Here is a 20,146-nt window from a genome sequence, read left to right as displayed (position 1 = left end):
ACTAAATCTAAATATTTGTAACTTTGTTACTAGCACAATCAAAAATAATGGATATAAACGACAATATTGAATCACCTTTAATACTTAAGGTAAGCTTCAATAAATATCTCAATCAGTATGAAGATTTAATTCGTGCTGATAACGATTTTATTGCTGCAAATGCACGTCGTGTTTTAGAAATTGCTGAGAATAATCCAATTCTTAGAGAAGGCTTCAGTGACTTATCAATACTTAAAAATCACGAAAAAGAAATAGAAGGTATTCTGCAAGATGCATTTAGTCCTATTTTGACTAAAAATGAAATTAAAACGGCTTCGGTACCTTTTCATAATGTAATTTTTAATTCCTCAGAACGTTTTAAATCGATCTTGAAAACTGCTGGTGATGAGTTTGAATTACAGATAAAAAATATGCCTGTAGATCAGACTTATATTATTGCATGTACCATTATTTTAAATTTTTGCTATGGTTATAGTCTAAATTTTAAACGCCCTTTTTTTTACGAAATACCTGATACCAATGGTATAATGCGCTATTATAAGATTCTTTATAATGCAGATTTTACTGAAATCATTCCAAAGGAAAATGCACCTAAAATTACTCAAAAAGATTACGATGAGTTACTAGATAATTTTGAAAATATTGACTTATGGAAAGAGAAATTTCCGCCAAACAGTTATGAATTTAATGGTTTTGTGATTTCAAATATTTTTGATGTTACAGACGATCAATCTATATCCAATATAAAGTCATCTTTAATTGGTGAAGATAAGCGTAAAGATAAAAGCTTTATGAAAAGCTTTTATGATATCTTTCGTTCTCTATTTGGATTAAAAAACTTGGAAGTAGGTTTTTCGATATATATCGAAGAAGAAAACACATTTGAGCGTGTTTATGGTGTTGGAATGAATAGTTTTTTACTTAATGATTTAGAAAGCAAACCATGTTCAGATGCGCTTTGTGATTGGTCATACAATAGATTAATAAATGAAAACTCATTCTTTTCAATTTCGGATGTAGATCGTTTATTTAAATTATCTAAAGGCAATGCGCCACATGTCAAAGTGCTTCATGAGCAAGGTTTTAAAAGTGCTATTTTTGCACCAATAGCAAATGATGATGGCTTAATGGGTATATTAGAGATTGTTTCAAAAGAGGCAAAAGCTCTTAATAGTATCAATGCTAATAAATTGATAGATGTTATGCCTTTTATCATTTCAGCAGTTGAGCGTTCTAAGAACGAAGAAGAGAATTTAATCGAAGCTATCATTCAAAAAGAATGTACATCTATTCATCCAAGTGTACATTGGAGATTTGAAAAAGAAGCAAAACTTTTTATTAAAGATCAGATGAGTGGTATTGAGCCAAGCTTTAATAAAATAGCTTTTGAAAACATATATCCACTCTACGGACAAATAGACATTAAAGGGTCATCAGAAGCCAGAAATTGGGCGACTCAGGAAGATTTAAAATTACAGTTAAGCGCAGTTAAAGCAATCTTAAAAGCTGCTGCAAAAATAGAGAGTCTACCTATCTACGATCAATACATGTTTCAAATAGATGATTTTCTAAAAGGCTTGCAAACTAATTTTCAAGTCGACAGTGAGCAGCAAATCTCAGAGTTTGTCAATGACGATATAGAACCCATTTTAAAACATCTTTATTCTACAGATGAATTAAGAGTTGAAATTGATAATTATTTCAATCAAATAGATGAGAGTGTTAATGCATTATATCATCATAGAAAGAATTATGACGATACCATTGCGTTAATCAATAAAGAAATGGCATCACTTTTGGATCATAAACAGGCCGAAGCACAGGCAATGTATCCGCATTATTTTGAACGCTTTAAAACTGATGGTGTAGAACACAATATGTATATAGGTGAATCTATTACTAAAGAAGATAGTTTTAACCCTATATATTTATATAATCTTAGATTATGGCAATTGCAAGTGATGGTAGAAATGGAAAATTCTTATTATCAAATGCAATCAGATTTTCCAATAGCCTTAGATGTGGCTTCTATGATTTTGGTTTTCAATCAACCATTATCTATAAGTTTTAGAATGGACGAAAAGCAATTTGATGTAGATGGTACTTATAATGCTCGCTACGAAATCGTAAAAAAGCGAGTTGATAAGGCTTTTATAAAGGATAGCACAGAGCGTGTAACCCAAAAAGGAAAAATCAGTATCGTTTATTCTCAAAAGGAAGACGAAAGAGAATACTTAAGATATATTAAATTCTTACAGTCTAAAAAGTATTTAGATGATGATGTTGAGATTGTAGAGCTTCAAGATTTACAAGCTGTTACTGGCTTAAAAGCAATTAGAGTTAGTGTATTGTATCACAAGGACAAAGATGATAAAGCCTTTTACACTTATGATGATTTAATGAAAGAGATAAAAGCATAGTTAACTACTCATTATTTTATATCGATTCACAATTAATAATTGTTCTTTATTTAATTTACTGAGTTCATGTTATGTATTATTCATATTCCAGAAAAGTTAAAGTCACAGCTCAATTTATTTAAGAATTATTTATAGTCTTTACACTTACTAAAGTAGTAACTTAGCTCATGTTGATAGCTATTGCAAAGTGATCAACTACTTTAACGACTAATCGTTTAAAGAATTCTAATAGAAAGTTTGCAAGTATGCGGTTAAACTTAAGCGATACATTTAATAAAGAATTACCAACTGATTCAAATAATAAAAATACAAGACGTCAAGTTTTTGAAGCTACGCATTCTTATGTAAATCCTAAGGTGCCATCTGAACCTGAACTGATTCATGCTTCACATCAAATGGTTGAAGCGATAGGTTTAGAAGAGAAAGATATAAGTTCTAAAGAATTTTTAGAAATATTTTCAGGCATAAAAATTTATCCAAAAACTAAACCTTATGCCATGGCTTATGCTGGTCATCAGTTTGGGAATTGGGCAGGACAATTAGGGGATGGAAGAGCCATTAATCTTTTTGAAGTAGAGCATGATAATAAACGTTGGGCAGTTCAGTTAAAAGGAGCTGGTGAGACACCATATTCAAGGCAAGGAGATGGTCTAGCGGTATTAAGGTCATCCATCAGAGAGTATTTGTGTAGCGAGGCTATGCATTATCTAGGTGTACCAACAACAAGAGTGCTAAGTTTAATGCTATCAGGAGACGATGTGCTTAGAGATATGCTTTATGACGGTAATAGAGAATATGAAAAAGGCGCCATTGTAGCGAGAGTTGCACCCACCTTTATTAGATTTGGTAATTTTGAATTGTTCGCTGCGAGAAAAGATTATAAAAATCTAAAAAAACTAACAGATTATACCATTAAGTACTTTTATCCTGAATTAGGTCAACAATCAAAAGAAACTTATATAAAATTTTTCAAGGAAGTCTCTAAACGAACTTTAGAGATGATCATTCATTGGCAACGTGTCGGTTTTGTGCATGGTGTAATGAATACTGATAATATGTCTATTCTAGGTTCAACTATAGATTATGGACCTTATGGATGGCTCGAAGATTTCGATTTTGGATGGACACCAAATACAACAGACAAACAGAATAAGAGGTACCGCTTTGGTAATCAACCCAACATTGGACTTTGGAATTTATTGCAACTTGCTAATGCATTGTATCCATTAGTAGAAGAAGCAGAACCCTTTGAAACTATTTTGAATCACTACCAAAAAGATTTTGAAACTCAATCGTTACAGATGATGCGTTCAAAATTAGGATTAAAACATGCAGATGAAGAGGACTCAAAATTAATTACAGATTTAGAGGATTGTTTGCTGTTATCAGAAACTGATATGACGATATTCTTCAGATTACTAAGTGATTTTAAGAAAAATGAGTTTGAAGTTGCAATAGAACAGATCCAAGAAGCATTTTATAAACCTGAAGAGATAAAAGGCAAAGTTTTAGAACAATGGCAAGGTTGGTTTAAGGCATACGACAAAAGGTTACATAAAGAGACATTGAGAGATGATGAAAGAAAAGCACATATGAATAAAGTCAATCCCAAATACGTACTAAGAAATTATATGGCACAGTTGGCCATAGATGATGCGAATAAAAACGACTATAATTTAATAGATGAATTATTTGAATTATTAAAGCAACCATACGCAGAACAGCCAGAAAACGACAAATGGTTTGCAAAACGACCAGATTGGGCAAGACATAAAGTAGGTTGCTCTATGTTGTCTTGTAGTTCCTAACTAATAAATATATATGACTATGAATTTTTCAGATATAAAAGTTTTGTACATCAATTGTACGTTAAAGAAATCACCTAATAAAAGTCATACAGAAACATTAATGAAGGTGTCTCAAAACATTTTAAAAAAAGAAAAGGTTTCGTTTAAAGTTATTAGACTTATCGATACTGATGTGGCAACAGGTATTTATCCAGACATGACAGAGCATGGATGGGATAAAGACGAATGGCCTCAAATTTATGAGAAAGTTATGGAAGCCGATGTCTTAATAATTGGGACTCCGATTTGGCTGGGTGAAAAATCTTCAGAAGCTCAAAAATTAATTGAACGTCTTTACGCAATGAGCGGAAAAACAAATGATAAAGGACAATACGTTTATTATGGTAAAGTGGGTGGATGTGTAGTCACAGGTAATGAAGATGGGGTAAAGCATTGTGCTATGGGTATTCTCTATGCTTTACAACATATTGGGTATTCTATTCCTCCTCAAGCTGATTGCGGTTGGATTGGAGAAGTAGGTCCAGGACCAAGCTATGGTGATTCAGAGTGGAAGGATGAGGTAATAAATCCACCAGTTGGATTCGATTCTGAATTTACCAATAGAAATACAACATTTATGACGTACAACTTATTGCATTTAGCAAAATTATTAAAGGATAATAAAGGGTATAGTAATTATGGGAATTCGAGAGAAGCATGGGATGATGGAACTAAATGGTCTTTTGAAAACCCTGAATATAGATAGTATTTAAACAATAAAGTAGTATAATATGAAAGCCATTTGGAATAATCAAGTCATAGCAGAAAGTAATGATACGGTCATTATAGAAAACAATCATTATTTTCCACACGAAAGTATAAAAGAAGAATACTTTAAACCTAGTCAAACAAACACGGTTTGCCCATGGAAAGGGACGGCGTCATACTATTCTTTAGAAGTTGATGGAAAAGAAAATAAAGATGCAGCTTGGTTTTATCCAGAAGTTTCAGAATTGGCCAAAGGGATTAAAAATAAGGTAGCCTTTTGGAGAGGTGTTCAAATTGAAGATTAATTAGATACTGAGATTAATTCAGCATAAAATGAAAAGTACAAAACTCAAAATAGAAAACAGAAAAGGATTAGTTCTTAATGCTCAGCTTGAGTTACCTGCAAATCAAAAGCCAAACTATTATGCCATTTTTGCACACTGTTTTACCTGTAGTAGTAGCTTAAGCGCAGTCAGACATATAAGTAGAGCGCTTACACAAGATGGTTTTGCAGTTGTACGTTTTGATTTTACGGGCTTAGGACGTAGCGAAGGAGAATTTGCAGATAGTCATTTCTCAGCTAATGTAGAAGATTTATTGGATGTACACGCTTATATGGCCAAGCATTACCAAGCACCGAGTTTATTGGTTGGTCATTCTTTGGGTGGTGCTGCAGTTTTGGTAGCAGCTTCAAAAATTGAAGCTGTAAAAGCAGTTGCAACTGTTGGTGCACCTGCTACAGTCTCGCATGTTAAGCATTTATTTTCTCACCAGATAGAAGCTATCGAAGATAAAGGTAATATTGAAGTAAATATTGGAGGAAGACCATTTGTGGTAAATCAAGATTTTATTAATGATTTTAATGTTACAGATTTACCTAAAATCGTTAAGGAATTAAGAAAACCCTTATTAATTTTACATTCACCTTTTGATAAGATTGTAGGAATAGAAAATGCACAACAGTTATATTTAAGTGCTCATCATCCTAAAAGTTTTGTAACCTTAGATGATGCGGACCACCTATTAACACAAGAAAAGGACAGTCAGTATGTAGGAGAGGTTATTGGTACATGGGCAAAACGTTATTTTCCGCAGACAGAAAATATAATGTTGAGTACTGAAGGCGAACAACTGGTTGGTCATTTAAACATTAAAGAGGATAATTTTACAACATCTATTCAAACTAAAAATCATACAATTATAGCTGATGAACCAGCTTCTGTTGGTGGAAGTGATTTTGGTCCATCGCCTTATGAGTATTTAAATGCAGCTTTGGCTGCTTGTACAGTAATGACTTTAAAGATGTATGCTGAACGTAAGCAGTGGGATTTGCAAGAAGTATTTGTTTATATATCACATTCTAGAAAGCATAGCGATGATTTACAAGTTGAATTTGAAAAGCCTAAATATTTAGATCATATCAGTAAAAAATTGAAATTTGTTGGTAATTTAGATCACGCTCAACAAGAAAGATTAAAAGAAATTGCGTCACGTTGTCCAGTGCATAAAACCATTGCAAATGAGGTGATTTTTGAAACACAAATAATTCAAGATTAACCATTGCAAACAATAACAACCAATATCATTACAAAAGCTCACTTTTTAGAAGTAAGAAAACAGACAGAAGCTATATGTAAATCATTAAATCCTGAAGATACTTCGGTACAACCAGTTGAGTATGTCTCACCTCCAAAATGGCACTTAGCGCATACCACTTGGTTTTTTGAACAGTTTGTACTAACAGAATTTAAGCCTGATTATAAGGTCTTTAATAAAGATTTTGCCTTCTATTTTAATAGTTACTACAACAATGTTGGTGAACGCGTAATTCGTTCAAATCGTGGTTTAATGACACGACCAACATTAGACGAGGTTTTTGCATTTAGAACATATGTTAACGAGCAATTAGCTGATTTTATGTCAAATGGAATTTCAGAAGAAATCAGCAGTATTATTGAAATAGGCTTGCAACACGAGCAACAGCACCAAGAATTACTGATTTACGATATCAAATATATCTTTGGTAATCAACCCTCATTTCCAAAATTAGACTATAAGATTCAGCTACAGAAAGAACAAAGCTATCAAGAATTCATTCAGATTTCGGAAGGGATTTATGAAATAGGTCATAAGAGTGACAACTTTTGTTGGGATAACGAGTTAGGAAGACATAAGGTTTATCTTCAAGATTATGAGATTTCAAACCGATTGGTAACCAATTCAGAATATAAAGAGTTTATTGAAGCAGGTGGATACGAAGATTTTAATTTATGGCATGCAGATGGTTGGGAATTTGTTCAAAATAAGAATATAAAAGCACCTATGTATTGGCATAAGGTCAATGGAAAATGGATGTACTACACGCTTCAGGGTTTTAAAACAGTAGAAGGTGATTTACCTGTAAGTCACATAACGTTTTACGAAGCATTTGCTTTCGCACAATGGAAAGGAATGCGTTTACCAACTGAGTTTGAATGGGAAATTGCCTCTGCCCAGTTTAATTATGGACAATTATGGGAATGGACGAATAGTGCCTATTTGCCTTATCCAAATTACACTAAAGTAGAAGGTGCTCTTGGTGAATACAATGGCAAATTTATGATTAATCAAATGGTCCTTAGAGGTGCATCAATTGCTACTTCAAAAAATCATAGCAGACCAACCTATAGAAATTTTTTTCAACCTGAAATGCGTTGGCAATTTTCAGGAATAAGACTAGTAAAATAAATGATAGACACTTTTGCACAAGATGTGCTAGCTGGCTTAACAGCTGAGAATAAATATTTATCTTCCAAGTACTTTTATGATGACAAAGGTAGTCGCATATTTCAGGAAATAATGAATATGCCAGAGTATTATCTCACCAATGCTGAGTTTGAAATATTATCAATGCAATCCCAACAAATCATTGAAGCGTTACAGTTTTCTACACCATTTAATATTGTAGAATTAGGAGCTGGAGATGGGCTAAAAACCTTTAAGCTTTTAGAATATTTGGTTAATAGTAATATTAAATTCAATTATGTGCCTATTGACATTTCTCAAGAAGCCATAGATGTGCTTACCAAACGATTAAAAGAGCGACTTCCCAATTTGAACATTAAACCTAAGGTTGGAGATTATTTTGAAATTCTAAAAGTTAATAAGCAGAGTGACTATCCAAGTTTGTTATTATTTTTGGGTGGAAATATTGGAAATTATGATGAAAACAAAGCTAAGGATTTGTTAAACTTATTTAATGATGTAATGAAGTTTGGAGATAAGCTTCTTATAGGTTTCGATTTAAAGAAAAATCCAATACTAATTCATAATGCCTATTACGATAAACATGGTATAACCAAAAGGTTTAACCTAAATTTACTCCTAAGGATTAATAGAGAATTAGAAGCCGATTTTAAAATTGATGATTTCGATTTTTATTGCCATTACAATCCAATGACAGGTAATGTAAAAAGCTATATTGTCAGCCTTAGAAAACAAACTGTAGAGTTAAAAGCACTAAATAAATCAATTGATTTTGACTATGATGAGTTGATTTGGACAGAACTTTCTAAAAAATATAGTATTGATGATATTCAAAGTTTAGCAAAAACGACGAGTTTTAAAGTAAACACTAATTTTTTAGATTGTAAGCACTATTTTACAGACAGTTTGTGGGAGAAGTAAATGATTTCAATCTAAAAAGTGATTACTAAAAAAGACATTATAATTATAGGTGGTGGTGCAGCAGGTTTTTTTGCTGCCATCAATATTGCGGAGCAACATCCTGAGTTGTCAATTGCTATTTTAGAACGTGGAAAAACTGGCTTGCAAAAAGTAAAAATTTCTGGAGGAGGACGCTGTAATGTAACGCATGCAGAATTTACGCCTTCAGAATTGGTGTTAAATTATCCTAGAGGTGAAAAAGAACTTTTAGGACCCTTTCACAGCTTTATGACAGGTGATACTATAGCTTGGTTTGAAGAGCGCGGAGTAGAGTTGAAAATCGAAGATGATGGCAGAATGTTTCCAGTGTCTAATTCATCCCAAACGATAATTGATTGCTTTTTAAATGAAGCTAAAAAGCATAAGGTTGAGGTGTTTTATAACCATTCTGTAAAATCAATTGATGCCAGAGAAAATGATTTCAAAATAGAAACCTCTCAAGATACAATTATCGGTGATAAAGTAGTTGTTGCCACAGGAAGTAATCCAAAAATCTGGAAACTTCTCGAAGATTTAGGGCACACTATTGTACAGCCTGTACCATCACTATTTACTTTCGATATTAAAGATAAACGCATCAAAGATATTCCAGGAGTCGTAGCAAGAGATGTTGAAATTAAAGTCTTAGGAACTGATTTAGTTTCAGAAGGACCTTTGCTAATTACACATGTAGGAATGAGTGCTCCAGCAATTTTAAAACTCTCCGCTTTTGGTGCTATTGAATTAGCAAAATTAGATTACAATTTTAAAATTGAGATAAATTTTATTCGATTAGATTTTGAATCTTGTTTAGATCAACTTAAAGACTTTAAACTTGGATTTGCAAAAAAGACGATAGTTAACTCAGCACAATTCGATTTGCCTAAGCGACTTTGGAAGCAGTTAGTTTTAGCATCTAATATCAATGAAACAGGACGTTGGGCAGATATCAATAAACAGCAATTAGAGGATTTATCATCTCAACTTACAAAAGCTGTCTTTAATGTTACAGGGAAGAGTACCTTCAAAGAAGAATTTGTAACTGCTGGTGGAGTAGATTTAAAGGAAGTGAATTTTAAAACCTTTGAAAGCAAGCGAATTCCAAATTTATATCTTGCAGGAGAGATTATTAATGTAGATGCTGTTACAGGCGGTTTTAATTTTCAGAATGCCTGGACAGGTGCTTATATCGTTGCTAAAAACATCAATAAATGAATACTTTCATTGCACTTCTAAGAGGAATTAATGTAGGAGGTCACAAAAAAGTCCCAATGGCTGATCTAAGGGAATTATTGACTAAATCTGGTTTTAAAAATGTGAAAACTTATATCCAAAGTGGAAATGTGATTTTTCAATCTTTACAGGAAGACAAAGAAAAATTAGAAGTTAGTATCAAAAAGTCAATTCTAGACCATTTCGGTTTTGAGGTTTCAGTTATGGTGCGATTTAGAGATGATTTAGAATCAGCTTTTAATAATTGTCCATTTCCTAAAAAAAAGAAAGTAAACAGTTATTTTGCCATATTATCAGTAATTCCAAACGAAGATTTAGTTAAAGAAGCTTGTAAGAAAACCTATGAAAACGAAGAATATGTCATTTTAAATGACTGTCTCTATTTCTATTGTGCTAATGGCTATGGTAATGCAAAATTCAATCTTAATTTTTTTGAACGAAAGTTAAATGTCAGTGCTACGTCTAGAAACTATAAAACTATGGTAAAACTATTATCTTTGTCAGATATTTGAAATCAATGACAGAACAAGATTTTATTCTCAATACATATAATAACAATATTGAAAAGGGTTCAGTGAAATGGTCCTCACCAAGTAATATAGCATTGGTTAAATATTGGGGAAAAAAAGAACATCAGATTCCAGAAAACCCTTCAATAAGCTTTACACTTTCAGATTGTAAAACGATTACAGAGGTTATATATACTAAAAAAGAAAGTAAAGATTTTAGTTTCGATGTGTATTTTGAAGGAGAAAAAAATGAGGCCTTTAAACCAAAAATTCAAACCTTTTTTGAGCGTATAGAAATGTATATGCCATTTTTGAGGAATTATCATTTTAGAATCGAAACCTCAAATACATTCCCTCACAGTTCTGGCATTGCATCATCAGCTTCTGGTATGAGTGCTTTAGCGCTATGTTTAATGAGTGTTGAGGAAGATTTAGGTGTTGATTATGCTGATGACTACTTTAACCAAAAAGCATCATTTTTAGCGCGTTTAGGTTCTGGTAGCGCATGTAGAAGTGTTGAAGGTGAACTCGTGGTTTGGGGGAAAAATGAAAGCACAGAAAGTTCAGACCTTTATGGAGTAAAGTTTGAAGGAGAAGTACACAAAAACTTCAAAAATTACCAAGACACCATTTTATTAGTTGATAAAGGTGAAAAACAAGTAAGTAGTACTGTTGGTCATAAATTGATGTTTGGTCACCCATTTGCAAAAGAGCGATTTGCTCAGGCACATGAAAATCTTGCTAAGCTGAAAACTATTTTGGCTTCAGGTGACCTAAATGAATTCGTTAAAGTTGTGGAGAGTGAAGCTTTAACGCTCCATGCAATGATGATGACAAGTATGCCTTACTTTATTTTGATGAAGCCGAATACTCTAGAAATTATTAATAAAATCTGGAAATTTAGGGAGCAAAATAATTCTAATGTATGTTTTACATTAGATGCTGGAGCAAATGTGCACGTACTATATCCTGAAAATGAAAAAGAGACTGTACTCAATTTCATTAAGAAAGAATTAACGCAATACTGCCAAAACGGACACTATATTTGCGATGAAATTGGTTTAGGTGCAAACCGAATATAATTTTAATACGTATATTTGTTAAAGGAAACTGCTATTATATATGAAAGGACCACTATTTTATTCTAAGATTCTTTTATTCGGAGAATATGGAATCATAAAAGATTCCAAAGGTTTATCTATTCCTTATAATTTTTACAACGGAGCTTTAAAAGTAGACGAGAACCCTACACAAGACGCTATTGAATCTAATAATAGTTTAAAACGTTTTGTTAAGTATTTAAAGAACTTAGACGAAAATTTAGTGACTTTCGATATTAATGCTTTACAATATGATGTCGATGCTGGTATGTACTTCGATTCTTCTATTCCTCAAGGTTATGGTGTTGGTAGTAGTGGGGCATTAGTTGCGGCGATTTATGATAAATATGCTTCAGATAAAATCACTGTCTTAGAGAATTTAACACGTGAAAAGCTTTTAAAGTTAAAAACGATTTTCTCAGAAATGGAATCGTTTTTTCATGGTAAATCTTCAGGATTAGATCCTTTAAATAGTTATTTAAGCCTTCCAATATTAATAAACTCTAAAGATAATATCGAAGCCACTGGAATACCGTCTCAACAAACTGAAGGAAAAGGCGCCGTATTTTTATTAGATAGTGGTATTGTTGGTGAAACTGCACCAATGGTTAGTATTTTTATGGAAAACATGAAAAATGAAGGCTTCCGTAGTATGCTCAAAGACCAATTTATAAAACATACAGACGCTTGTGTTGATGATTTCTTAAAAGGTGATATTAAATCGTTATTTAAGAATACTAAGCAGCTATCTAAGGTTGTGTTAAATAATTTCAAGCCGATGATACCAAAACAATTTCATGAACTCTGGAAAAAAGGTATTGAAACCAACGATTATTATTTAAAGCTTTGTGGCTCTGGTGGTGGAGGTTATATTCTTGGGTTTACTGAGAATATCGATAAAGCTAAAGAAGCTTTGAAAGCACATAAGTTAGAAGTGGTTTATAACTTCTAATCCTCTGTCATTCTGAATTTGTTTCAGAATTCCATAAAAATTTAATGTATGTTATCAAGACGGCAGAAACATATTCTTCTTAAATTTTTCAGCCTGTTTTCGGTAGTCCGTGGTTACAACGTACTTGTTATAGTTGTTGCTCAATATTTAGCTTCTATTTACATTTTTGCACCTGATAAAACGATAAAGTCAGTCCTATTTGATGTTAATTTACTCATGCTGGTTTTAGCATCATCTGCTACAATTGCTGCTGGTTACATAATTAATAATTTTTATGATTCTGAAAAAGATTTAATAAATAAACCTAGAAAGACAATGTTAGATCGATTGGTAAGTCAAAATACCAAGCTTTCATTTTACTTTGTATTGAATTTTTTAGCTGTTGTTTTTGCTAGTTATGTGTCTTTTAAAGCTGTAATCTTTTTTGCACTCTACATCTTCGCAATTTGGTTTTATTCGCATCGTTTAAAGAAACAACCAATGACTGGTAATATCGTTTCTGCTATATTAACAGTAACTCCATTTTTTGCCATTTTTATTTATTATAAGAATTTTGAATTGGTGGTTTTTGCACATGCTATTTTTCTCTTTTTATTAGTTTCTATGCGAGAATTGACAAAAGATCTTGAAAACCTAAAAGGAGATTTAGCTTTAGATTACAGAACTGTTCCAGTAGTATATGGCGAAAAAATATCGAAGCTAATGCTTACTATCGTTGCAATATTAACAATCGTTGCAGCAGTAGTATTGATATTGTTTTTTAAAATAGGGCATATGTATTATTTCTTTTATCTCAGCATAATTCTACTCTTAGTTTTTCTAATCATACTCTGGAAATCAAACAATAAAAACCATTATCTTTTACTTCATAACATCCTTAAATTTATAATAGTTGCTGGAGTATTTTCGATATTATTAATTGACGTATCTGTCGTTTTAAACCGAATTTAAATGAGTTCAAACTTAAAAATAGCCATAGCACAAATCGCACCTGTTTGGTTAGATAAAAGTGCCACTTTACAAAAAATTGAAAGTTCTATTGAAGACGCAGCAAAACAAAATTGCGAGCTTATTGTATTTGGAGAAGCCTTATTACCTGGATATCCATTTTGGTTAGCATTAACTGGTGGTGCAGAATGGAATAAAGATGTAAACAAAGAGCTGCATGCACATTACGTCAGCAATTCTATTTGCATTGAAAAAGGTGAATTAAATGGTGTGTGTCAATTAGCCAAAGCCTATAAAATGGCGATATACCTGGGCATTATGGAACGACCAACTGATAGAGGAGGTCATAGCATTTATGCATCTTTGGTTTATATCAGTGAAAAAGGGGAAATAAAATCAGTACACAGAAAATTGCAGCCTACTTATGATGAACGTTTAACCTGGGCTCCAGGTGATGGCAACGGTTTACAAGTACATCCTTTAAAAGCATTCACGGTTGGCGGACTAAATTGCTGGGAAAATTGGATGCCATTGCCGCGTACAGCATTATATGGTCAAGGTGAAAACTTACATGTTGCAGTTTGGCCTGGTAGTCATCATAACACAAAAGATATCACGAGATTTATCGCTAGAGAATCTCGCTCTTATGTCGTTTCGGTGTCAAGTTTAATGTCAAAATCCGATTTTCCAAAAAACACTCCGCATTTGGATGCTATTCTCAAAAATGCACCAGATACTTTAGCTAACGGAGGTAGTTGTATTGCAGGACCAGATGGTGAATGGATTGTTGAACCTGTATTACATAAAGAAGGTTTAATCGTTCAAACTATAGAATTTAATCGTGTGCTAGAAGAGCGACAAAACTTTGATCCTGTTGGTCATTATTCGAGACCAGATGTAACTAAATTGACTGTAAATAGAGAGAGACAAACTACTGTTGAAATTAAATAAAGTAATTAAGTCCGAATTCACAATTTATTTTGAATAGACAAAAGAAAAAAAAACTTCTCATACATTGTACTCAAATAGTGGGTGGGTTGTTATTAATAATTCCGTTTTATGAAGCAACTTCATGGTTGAGATTTATTGCTTTAGCTGGATTTCTAATAGTTGTACATAACCTAATTTGGTTTGTTAGAAATTCTGAAGAGATTCTTTATGATATCTTTCCTACAAAACATAAAAGAGAAAAAAAACCAAGCTTTAAAGATCAGGTTTGGCAGCATGTATCTGTTGCTTTATTTGGCGGTGGACTCATATTTTTAATATTTCAAATGGATACTATTGAAAATATGATAGAAGAACCCAGATTTTGGAAAAGCTTTACTTTAGTTGGTTTTGTAGTTGGTATAATAAGTTTGTTTTTATTGAAGCTATCTAGACCTACAGTTTTTCAAGAAAGCGGAAGGCGCTATGCTATAATTTTTGGTTTTGTTTTAGGATTTATGTTTATTTCAACTTCGAGTGCAAGTTATTTAAATTCTTTATATGCAGCTAAGAATGTCGTTAGGTCAGATTTTATAGTAAATGACAAATCTTCGGGTGGTGCACGTTCAAAGGCATATTGGATTTTTATTGAAATAGACAATGCAAAAAAAAGGTTTAAACTAAAACGACAGTTATGGAATCAAATCAATGTAGGAGATATGGTTGTTTTAGAAATAAAAGCAGGATTTTTTGATTATGAATATGTTCAAAAAATTGAGTTAAGTAAAAATAAAATTTCTTTTTAAAAATCACTGTAACAGAGGTTAGTACATGTAAACTATTGTTATACCTTTGCAAAAAATTATACAATGAGCAGAAATCAAGATAGCAGAGGAAAAGGAAAAACTTCAGGAAGAGGACATGCTAATAGTAAAACTAAAGGTTTTGCCAAAGGGAATGCTCCATTTAAGAAGAAAACAAAATCTAATGTCACATCTAATCCAGATGAGATACGTTTAAATAAATATATAGCTAATTCTGGTATGTGTTCTCGTCGAGAAGCAGATGAAAATATAGCTATTGGTTTAGTTACAGTCAATGGTAAAGTGGTTACCGAAATGGGTTATAAAGTGAAACGCACTGATGAGGTTCGTTTTGATGGTCAACGTATCACTCCAGAAGCTAAAGTCTATGTTTTATTAAACAAGCCAAAGGGATTTGCTACAACGACAGCAGAAGGTAAAGGGAGAACCGTTATGGATCTGATAGCGAATGCTACTAATGCTAACATTAAGCCTATTGGTCGTTTAGGAAGAAATTCGTTGGGTTTGTTATTGTTTACTAACGACGATAAAGTGGTTCAAAAATTCACGAATTCAAAAAACGGTGTAGCGCGACTTTTTCAAGTAGAATTGGATAAAAATTTAAAGTTTGAAGATTTAAAAAAGATTCAAGAAGGCTTTAAGGTTGAAGGAAAATTAATTGCTGTTGAAGAGATAAGTTATATTAAAGGTGAATCTAAAAATCAAATAGGAATTAAAATTAAGAACACTGGAAACACCATTTTACGTACAATTTTTGATAATCTCAACTACGATATTGTAAAAATAGACTGTGTTGCAATAGGTCATTTAACAAAAAAAGACATTCCTAGAGGTCACTGGAAACACTTAACAGAACAAGAGATAAATACCTTGAAAATGTTATAATTCCTGGGATTAACACCAAATTTCACATTTTTTTGAGTTTACCGTTCATCGAATAAGTACTACGTTTTGTCGGTGGTTTGTTTATTTTATATATGTTTGTTGTCCCAAATTGTATAAAATAACCTACTTATGAAAAATGTAAGATACATTTTTGTGCTTTTACTTATAGTAAATTGTACAACAGACTTGTCTGAAATTGAAGAAAACTCAGCAATTACTAATCCTACCGCTGAGCTGCAAACATGTATTGATGATTTGCCAAAAGTTAGATTAACTAATAATGGTACACGTAGCTTCGATTTTATAGTTTACGGTCAGGATTATAGCATATTACATACGCAGAATATATCTAGCACTACAGATAGTGGATGGGTTGAATTGTCTGATAACGATGTAATTGTTGTTGTAACAAATAATGTTGATTATGGACAAAAAGTACCATTGAGTCTTGTTGAATGCGACAATAAAGAGTTAGAGATAGACATCAACAATATTTTAGTGGAATTGTAGAAGACTACTAATAGTATCTAAATAAACTAAGACTATCAGTTTTCTACACTAAAGGTGTAGGTAGAAATTAAGTCGTCACCAATATATAAATGGACGTCATAAAAACCAGATGTTTTAAATTGGTGCTCTAGAATTAACGACTTGTCTTCAACAGAAACTGACTGCGGTTTAGTTTTCCAATTATTAAAACCATTATCAATCATAAGGCTAATGTCTTTTGGTGTAATGGTTTTAATGAGTTTATACTCAAAGGCTACGTTTTCGTGCTTTTTTATGGTATGGTGCATTTGCTTTGGTGCAATATGAAGACTAAGATTTTTATAAGCTTTACCATAGATTATTGGTGAAGCCAAAAAGGTTTCAAATGTTGGAATTTCTTTATCTAAAAGCCACCATTTAGCTTCCTCTGGGAAATGATTAACGGCAAAAAGCTCAGGATTAGCTAAAAAGAAACCATCATTATACTGAAACGTAAATCTATTGGTTTCAGGATCTGGAATTCCACTTGCCCAAGTAGGATCGCACAAATACCATTTGTTTTTTAATTTTATAGCATTCCAGGAATGATTTGGTAAATCTAGGTTTTCAATATCTGTTGTGCTTACTCTGCCATAGCCTTGCACTATTTCACAATCTAGATTTGCTAGTTTAGCCAATTCTTTTACCAAATAAGCATAACCTGTGCAAATAGTTCTCTGGTCTTTTAGAAGGGTTTTAAAAAGTGTTTTTCTAAAGTTATTGCTCCAAGTTTTAAACTTAATACTGTCGTCTTTAAAGCGTTCGCGTTTACGTTTATTCTTTAGGTACAAATTGTAGTCATTAGCTACATTATTACAAACCCATCTATAAATCGCTCTAAAACGTTCAACGTCTGTATCTAAGCTAGATGTAAGTTGATAAGTAAGTTGAGGTAGATTATCTAAACCTTCATCCTTGCATCCCAATGCGATACTATCTGCCTTTTTAAAATCGATATGATTAAAGTCAGAGATTTGAGCATGAGATTGGAATACAATAAATAGTAATATGAATACGAGTGATTTCAATAAAATTTGATTATTATCTAATCGAGCGCAGTCGAGACCTATAAAAGACCAATCAACTGCGCTCGAGGAGACTAGATTTTATAAATAAAATTTAATTTTTACGCTTAGACTTATAAGGCTTTGCAGTATCTAATGCACCTATCATTTCTACTAAATCTGCTGTTAGTTTCAGAGTGATAAATGTGGTATTGTCCTTAATTTTTACTTCTTGAGTTTCGTAACCTAAATAACTAAAGAGTAAAATATCACCAGTTTTTAGTTTTTTTGGAAACGTAAATTCACCTTTTTCATTAGTAACTGTTCCAGTTTTGGTGCCTTTTTGGATAACGTTTACACCTTCAAGCGGTTTTTCTTCATCGCTAACCAAACCTTTGATTGTTCTTTCGTTTGTTGCGACTTCTGCAGAGGTTGTAGTTTTCGTTTGTCCATAGATAGGATTAAAAGCAAAGAGCGTTAGCATCATAATACCTATAAAACCAAAAGTTTTAAAGGCTGATTTCTGAGTTAATGTTAATTGTGTTTTCATAATTGTAAATATTTTGTTTGCTTCAAATCTATAAGCTATACCTGCAAGTTAAAAATTGTTTTGAGTAATCACAAGTTTCTAATGAGCGTAGTATTATTTTAAATGAGTAAAGGACTTTAGGAAAGTTGTCGAAAACAGTTTTGGAGATCAGAAAATCAATCACATTTCTTTTTTTTTCGAAAAAAATGAAAGAAAGAAAAAAGATTTTATGATGCTATTAGCGTAAACAAATAAATAGTATATTTATTAAAAATTAGCTCCAAAAATTAAAAAAATGAAACCAAAAGACGCACATCTAAAACGAGTTATTGTTGATTTCAGGAAATTGACTCCAGAAATTTTAGCCCTATTAGTCGAAAAATATCCAGATGGTTATGATGATGACCAAATCGTTTCATTCAGAAATGCAAAAAATGAATTGATAGAAGCTGTAGAGGTTACTACCGAAGATACCAAGTATTTGGTTAAAGTAAGTACTAAGTTAGCCGTAACTATGGAAAATTATGATGAAGATGATTATGAGGATTTTGAAGATGATGATCCAGATGCAGTTCAAGATCCACAGTTAGAACCTGGTGCTGAGGACGAAGATTTTAGCTAAACACATATAGTTAGTTTAAAACATTTTTTATAGAGCAAAAGACTGCTAGATCAATGGCAGTCTTTTTTTTAATAGTACTTCCCAAATAAAAGCAATAAATACAATAAGGTATTCAAAACCAATTATCCATAAATTCTCTGTATTTTCAGTATTAGAATAAGCTAAATAACTTAGTATAATTATGAAAGACCAAACTAAAGGAAATCTGTAGTTTGTAAATACACAAAGGATGACAAGTGTACTTATGTACCATGGATGCACAGTTGTACTGAGAAACAAGTATATAGTGAAAACCAGTAAAATTGAAGTTATCAATTTCGAAGTTGCATTATTCTGTTTAAGGAATGAAAATCCTAAAATAGTAAGTAGTGAAACTATTGGAAGCACTTTACCAATAATTGCAATTTCATTATAACCAGTGATGGCATAACCAATTTCTCTTAGCAGATAATAAATACTTGCATTAAATTCAAAGTTCCCAAACCAAAGTCCGACCGTTTTAGAATAGTTGTCAATGAATTCCAAGGAAAAGAATGGAAGGAAAAGAAGTATTGTGACTATTCCTATAATACCATAAAATGAAATTAGTTTTTTCATTCCTGCGAAGACAGAAGTCTCAATTTTCTTATTGCTCATAAACCACCAGAAAAACAAAGGCAAAAACATTAAAGGAATCAATTTTACAGAAATAGAGCATGCCAAAACAACTGCGGCCAATTTCCATTTACCCGAATGCAATAAATATAAACTCCAAATTAAAAAGAAGATCATTACTCCTTCAAAATGAAGATTTCCTGTGAGTTCAATAATTATAAATGGATTTAAAACATACCAAAAGATTCTATTTGAAGGTAGTTTTAAACGCTCTAAAAGCTTTTTACCAAAGTAGAGTGTTCCAATATCTGCAGCTATAATTATGAGTCTTAAACCAATAACTGAACTTAAAATACTTTTTCCAGGAAAAAGGTTAGCTAAAATAAAGCAAAGCTGATTTATAGGTGGATAATTTGTAAAATGCGAAGCGCTTAACGCTCCCATTCCATTATATAATTCTTTCGCTTGAGCTATTTTGGTTCCTCCATTTTGTATAATGTTATCTGGAGTATATAGGTACGGATTAAAACCTTCAAGCATCATGCGTCCATCCCAAATAAAACGATAGAAATCTTGAGACAAATTAGGAATAGCAAATAAAAACAATAATCGAAACAAGACAGCTGAAATAACTAAAAGCCTAAAATAAAAACCTGTCTTTTTTATAATTTGATAAGCAAATACAAAGAGTGCAATATAGAGTAGAAGTAATTTTGAAATATCTGTTCTCACCAAATCATATGCAAATGAGAGATAACAAATGGTACTCAATACAATAAAGAGTAGCGGTATTTTATGATATTTAAATAAGTTGTCTAATCCGAGCATAAAA

General features: G+C 32.1%; 20 protein-coding genes. 17 read left to right on the top strand and 3 right to left on the bottom strand.

The annotated features are described in order from the left end of the window. Positions 1 to 47 precede the first annotated feature (47 nt). From Q0822_RS03545 to Q0822_RS03470, 16 genes are all read left to right on the top strand, one after another. Positions 48 to 2,420, top strand: coding sequence for a GAF domain-containing protein (locus tag Q0822_RS03545; RefSeq protein ID WP_299120231.1), 2,373 nt, complete (start codon positions 48 to 50; stop codon positions 2,418 to 2,420). A 245-nt stretch (positions 2,421 to 2,665) separates the two neighbouring features. After that, complete coding sequence (locus Q0822_RS03540; protein ID WP_299120229.1) at positions 2,666 to 4,228, top strand: protein adenylyltransferase SelO; 1,563 nt, start codon at positions 2,666 to 2,668, stop codon at positions 4,226 to 4,228. A 19-nt stretch (positions 4,229 to 4,247) separates the two neighbouring features. Then, on the top strand, positions 4,248 to 4,973 hold the full coding sequence (locus tag Q0822_RS03535) for an NAD(P)H-dependent oxidoreductase (RefSeq protein WP_299120226.1): 726 nt from the start codon (positions 4,248 to 4,250) through the stop codon (positions 4,971 to 4,973). A gap of 25 nt (positions 4,974 to 4,998) precedes the next feature. Beyond that, a complete protein-coding gene (locus Q0822_RS03530) occupies positions 4,999 to 5,280 on the top strand; it encodes a DUF427 domain-containing protein (RefSeq protein WP_299120223.1) in 282 nt (93 codons plus the stop codon). 28 nt (positions 5,281 to 5,308) lie between these two features. After that, positions 5,309 to 6,532, top strand: a complete 1,224-nt coding sequence (locus Q0822_RS03525) for a bifunctional alpha/beta hydrolase/OsmC family protein (protein WP_299120211.1) — start codon at positions 5,309 to 5,311, stop codon at positions 6,530 to 6,532. Positions 6,533 to 6,544: 12 nt separating this feature from the next. Next, a complete protein-coding gene (gene egtB, locus Q0822_RS03520) occupies positions 6,545 to 7,702 on the top strand; it encodes an ergothioneine biosynthesis protein EgtB (RefSeq protein WP_299122253.1) in 1,158 nt (385 codons plus the stop codon). Next, the gene (locus Q0822_RS03515; RefSeq protein WP_299120208.1) at positions 7,703 to 8,641 is read left to right on the top strand and encodes an L-histidine N(alpha)-methyltransferase; all 939 of its coding nucleotides are present in this window, start codon (positions 7,703 to 7,705) and stop codon (positions 8,639 to 8,641) included. A gap of 21 nt (positions 8,642 to 8,662) precedes the next feature. After that, complete coding sequence (locus Q0822_RS03510) at positions 8,663 to 9,874, top strand: NAD(P)/FAD-dependent oxidoreductase (RefSeq protein ID WP_299122251.1); 1,212 nt, start codon at positions 8,663 to 8,665, stop codon at positions 9,872 to 9,874. Further along, positions 9,871 to 10,404, top strand: coding sequence for a DUF1697 domain-containing protein (locus Q0822_RS03505; protein ID WP_299120206.1), 534 nt, complete (start codon positions 9,871 to 9,873; stop codon positions 10,402 to 10,404). The genes Q0822_RS03510 and Q0822_RS03505 overlap by 4 nt, the downstream gene beginning before the upstream one ends. 5 nt (positions 10,405 to 10,409) lie before the next feature. After that, on the top strand, positions 10,410 to 11,483 hold the full coding sequence (mvaD, locus tag Q0822_RS03500; protein WP_299120203.1) for a diphosphomevalonate decarboxylase: 1,074 nt from the start codon (positions 10,410 to 10,412) through the stop codon (positions 11,481 to 11,483). A 40-nt stretch (positions 11,484 to 11,523) separates the two neighbouring features. Next, positions 11,524 to 12,453 carry a mevalonate kinase gene (locus Q0822_RS03495; RefSeq protein ID WP_299120200.1) on the top strand — a complete coding sequence of 310 codons (930 nt, stop codon included), beginning with the start codon at positions 11,524 to 11,526 and terminating at the stop codon, positions 12,451 to 12,453. A gap of 48 nt (positions 12,454 to 12,501) precedes the next feature. After that, positions 12,502 to 13,404: a geranylgeranylglycerol-phosphate geranylgeranyltransferase gene (locus Q0822_RS03490; RefSeq protein WP_299120197.1), complete on the top strand. Its 903-nt coding sequence runs from the start codon at positions 12,502 to 12,504 to the stop codon at positions 13,402 to 13,404. Continuing rightward, positions 13,405 to 14,352 carry a carbon-nitrogen hydrolase family protein gene (locus Q0822_RS03485; RefSeq protein ID WP_299120195.1) on the top strand — a complete coding sequence of 316 codons (948 nt, stop codon included), beginning with the start codon at positions 13,405 to 13,407 and terminating at the stop codon, positions 14,350 to 14,352. Between the two features lie 77 nt (positions 14,353 to 14,429). Then, positions 14,430 to 15,134: a hypothetical protein gene (locus Q0822_RS03480; protein ID WP_299120193.1), complete on the top strand. Its 705-nt coding sequence runs from the start codon at positions 14,430 to 14,432 to the stop codon at positions 15,132 to 15,134. A 63-nt stretch (positions 15,135 to 15,197) separates the two neighbouring features. After that, positions 15,198 to 16,037, top strand: coding sequence for a pseudouridine synthase (locus Q0822_RS03475; protein ID WP_299120190.1), 840 nt, complete (start codon positions 15,198 to 15,200; stop codon positions 16,035 to 16,037). A gap of 129 nt (positions 16,038 to 16,166) precedes the next feature. Next, positions 16,167 to 16,547: a hypothetical protein gene (locus tag Q0822_RS03470; RefSeq protein ID WP_299120187.1), complete on the top strand. Its 381-nt coding sequence runs from the start codon at positions 16,167 to 16,169 to the stop codon at positions 16,545 to 16,547. Between the two features lie 35 nt (positions 16,548 to 16,582). Here Q0822_RS03470 and Q0822_RS03465 read toward each other — a convergent pair whose 3' ends face one another. Together Q0822_RS03465 and Q0822_RS03460 are read right to left on the bottom strand one after the other, a co-directional pair. Beyond that, entirely contained in the window at positions 16,583 to 17,593 is a 1,011-nt protein-coding gene (locus tag Q0822_RS03465) for a transglutaminase domain-containing protein (protein WP_299120184.1), read from the bottom strand. A 91-nt stretch (positions 17,594 to 17,684) separates the two neighbouring features. Continuing rightward, on the bottom strand, positions 17,685 to 18,119 hold the full coding sequence (locus tag Q0822_RS03460; protein WP_299120183.1) for a carboxypeptidase-like regulatory domain-containing protein: 435 nt from the start codon (positions 18,117 to 18,119) through the stop codon (positions 17,685 to 17,687). Positions 18,120 to 18,393: 274 nt separating this feature from the next. Here Q0822_RS03460 and Q0822_RS03455 point away from each other — a divergent pair, with 274 nt between their 5' ends. Beyond that, a complete protein-coding gene (locus Q0822_RS03455; RefSeq protein ID WP_299120180.1) occupies positions 18,394 to 18,720 on the top strand; it encodes a hypothetical protein in 327 nt (108 codons plus the stop codon). A gap of 45 nt (positions 18,721 to 18,765) precedes the next feature. Here the strand turns inward: Q0822_RS03455 and Q0822_RS03450 are convergent, their stop codons facing one another. Further along, positions 18,766 to 20,142, bottom strand: coding sequence for a mannosyltransferase (locus Q0822_RS03450; RefSeq protein WP_299120177.1), 1,377 nt, complete (start codon positions 20,140 to 20,142; stop codon positions 18,766 to 18,768). Positions 20,143 to 20,146 lie beyond the last annotated feature (4 nt).

It is taken from the genome of uncultured Winogradskyella sp. (assembly GCF_947496485.1).
Lineage (GTDB): Bacteria > Bacteroidota > Bacteroidia > Flavobacteriales > Flavobacteriaceae > Winogradskyella.
The sequence above is the reverse complement of the archived record's forward strand: the minus strand, read 5'-3'. Positions and strand labels throughout refer to the sequence as shown.

Excerpts from the sequence above, each read along its gene's own strand:
- Q0822_RS03505 (WP_299120206.1), top strand. The coding sequence starts at position 9,871 with ATGAATACTTTCATTGCACTTCTAAGAGGAATTAATGTAGGAGGTCAC.
- Q0822_RS03540 (WP_299120229.1), top strand. The coding sequence starts at position 2,666 with ATGCGGTTAAACTTAAGCGATACATTTAATAAAGAATTACCAACTGAT.
- Q0822_RS03485 (WP_299120195.1), top strand. The coding sequence starts at position 13,405 with ATGAGTTCAAACTTAAAAATAGCCATAGCACAAATCGCACCTGTTTGG.
- Q0822_RS03495 (WP_299120200.1), top strand. The coding sequence starts at position 11,524 with ATGAAAGGACCACTATTTTATTCTAAGATTCTTTTATTCGGAGAATAT.
- Q0822_RS03460 (WP_299120183.1), bottom strand. The coding sequence starts at position 18,119 with ATGAAAACACAATTAACATTAACTCAGAAATCAGCCTTTAAAACTTTT.
- Q0822_RS03545 (WP_299120231.1), top strand. The coding sequence starts at position 48 with ATGGATATAAACGACAATATTGAATCACCTTTAATACTTAAGGTAAGC.
- Q0822_RS03455 (WP_299120180.1), top strand. The coding sequence starts at position 18,394 with ATGAAACCAAAAGACGCACATCTAAAACGAGTTATTGTTGATTTCAGG.
- Q0822_RS03470 (WP_299120187.1), top strand. The coding sequence starts at position 16,167 with ATGAAAAATGTAAGATACATTTTTGTGCTTTTACTTATAGTAAATTGT.
- Q0822_RS03530 (WP_299120223.1), top strand. The coding sequence starts at position 4,999 with ATGAAAGCCATTTGGAATAATCAAGTCATAGCAGAAAGTAATGATACG.
- Q0822_RS03490 (WP_299120197.1), top strand. The coding sequence starts at position 12,502 with ATGTTATCAAGACGGCAGAAACATATTCTTCTTAAATTTTTCAGCCTG.
- Q0822_RS03515 (WP_299120208.1), top strand. The coding sequence starts at position 7,703 with ATGATAGACACTTTTGCACAAGATGTGCTAGCTGGCTTAACAGCTGAG.
- Q0822_RS03535 (WP_299120226.1), top strand. The coding sequence starts at position 4,248 with ATGAATTTTTCAGATATAAAAGTTTTGTACATCAATTGTACGTTAAAG.
- Q0822_RS03475 (WP_299120190.1), top strand. The coding sequence starts at position 15,198 with ATGAGCAGAAATCAAGATAGCAGAGGAAAAGGAAAAACTTCAGGAAGA.
- Q0822_RS03525 (WP_299120211.1), top strand. The coding sequence starts at position 5,309 with ATGAAAAGTACAAAACTCAAAATAGAAAACAGAAAAGGATTAGTTCTT.
- Q0822_RS03450 (WP_299120177.1), bottom strand. The coding sequence starts at position 20,142 with ATGCTCGGATTAGACAACTTATTTAAATATCATAAAATACCGCTACTC.
- mvaD (WP_299120203.1), top strand. The coding sequence starts at position 10,410 with ATGACAGAACAAGATTTTATTCTCAATACATATAATAACAATATTGAA.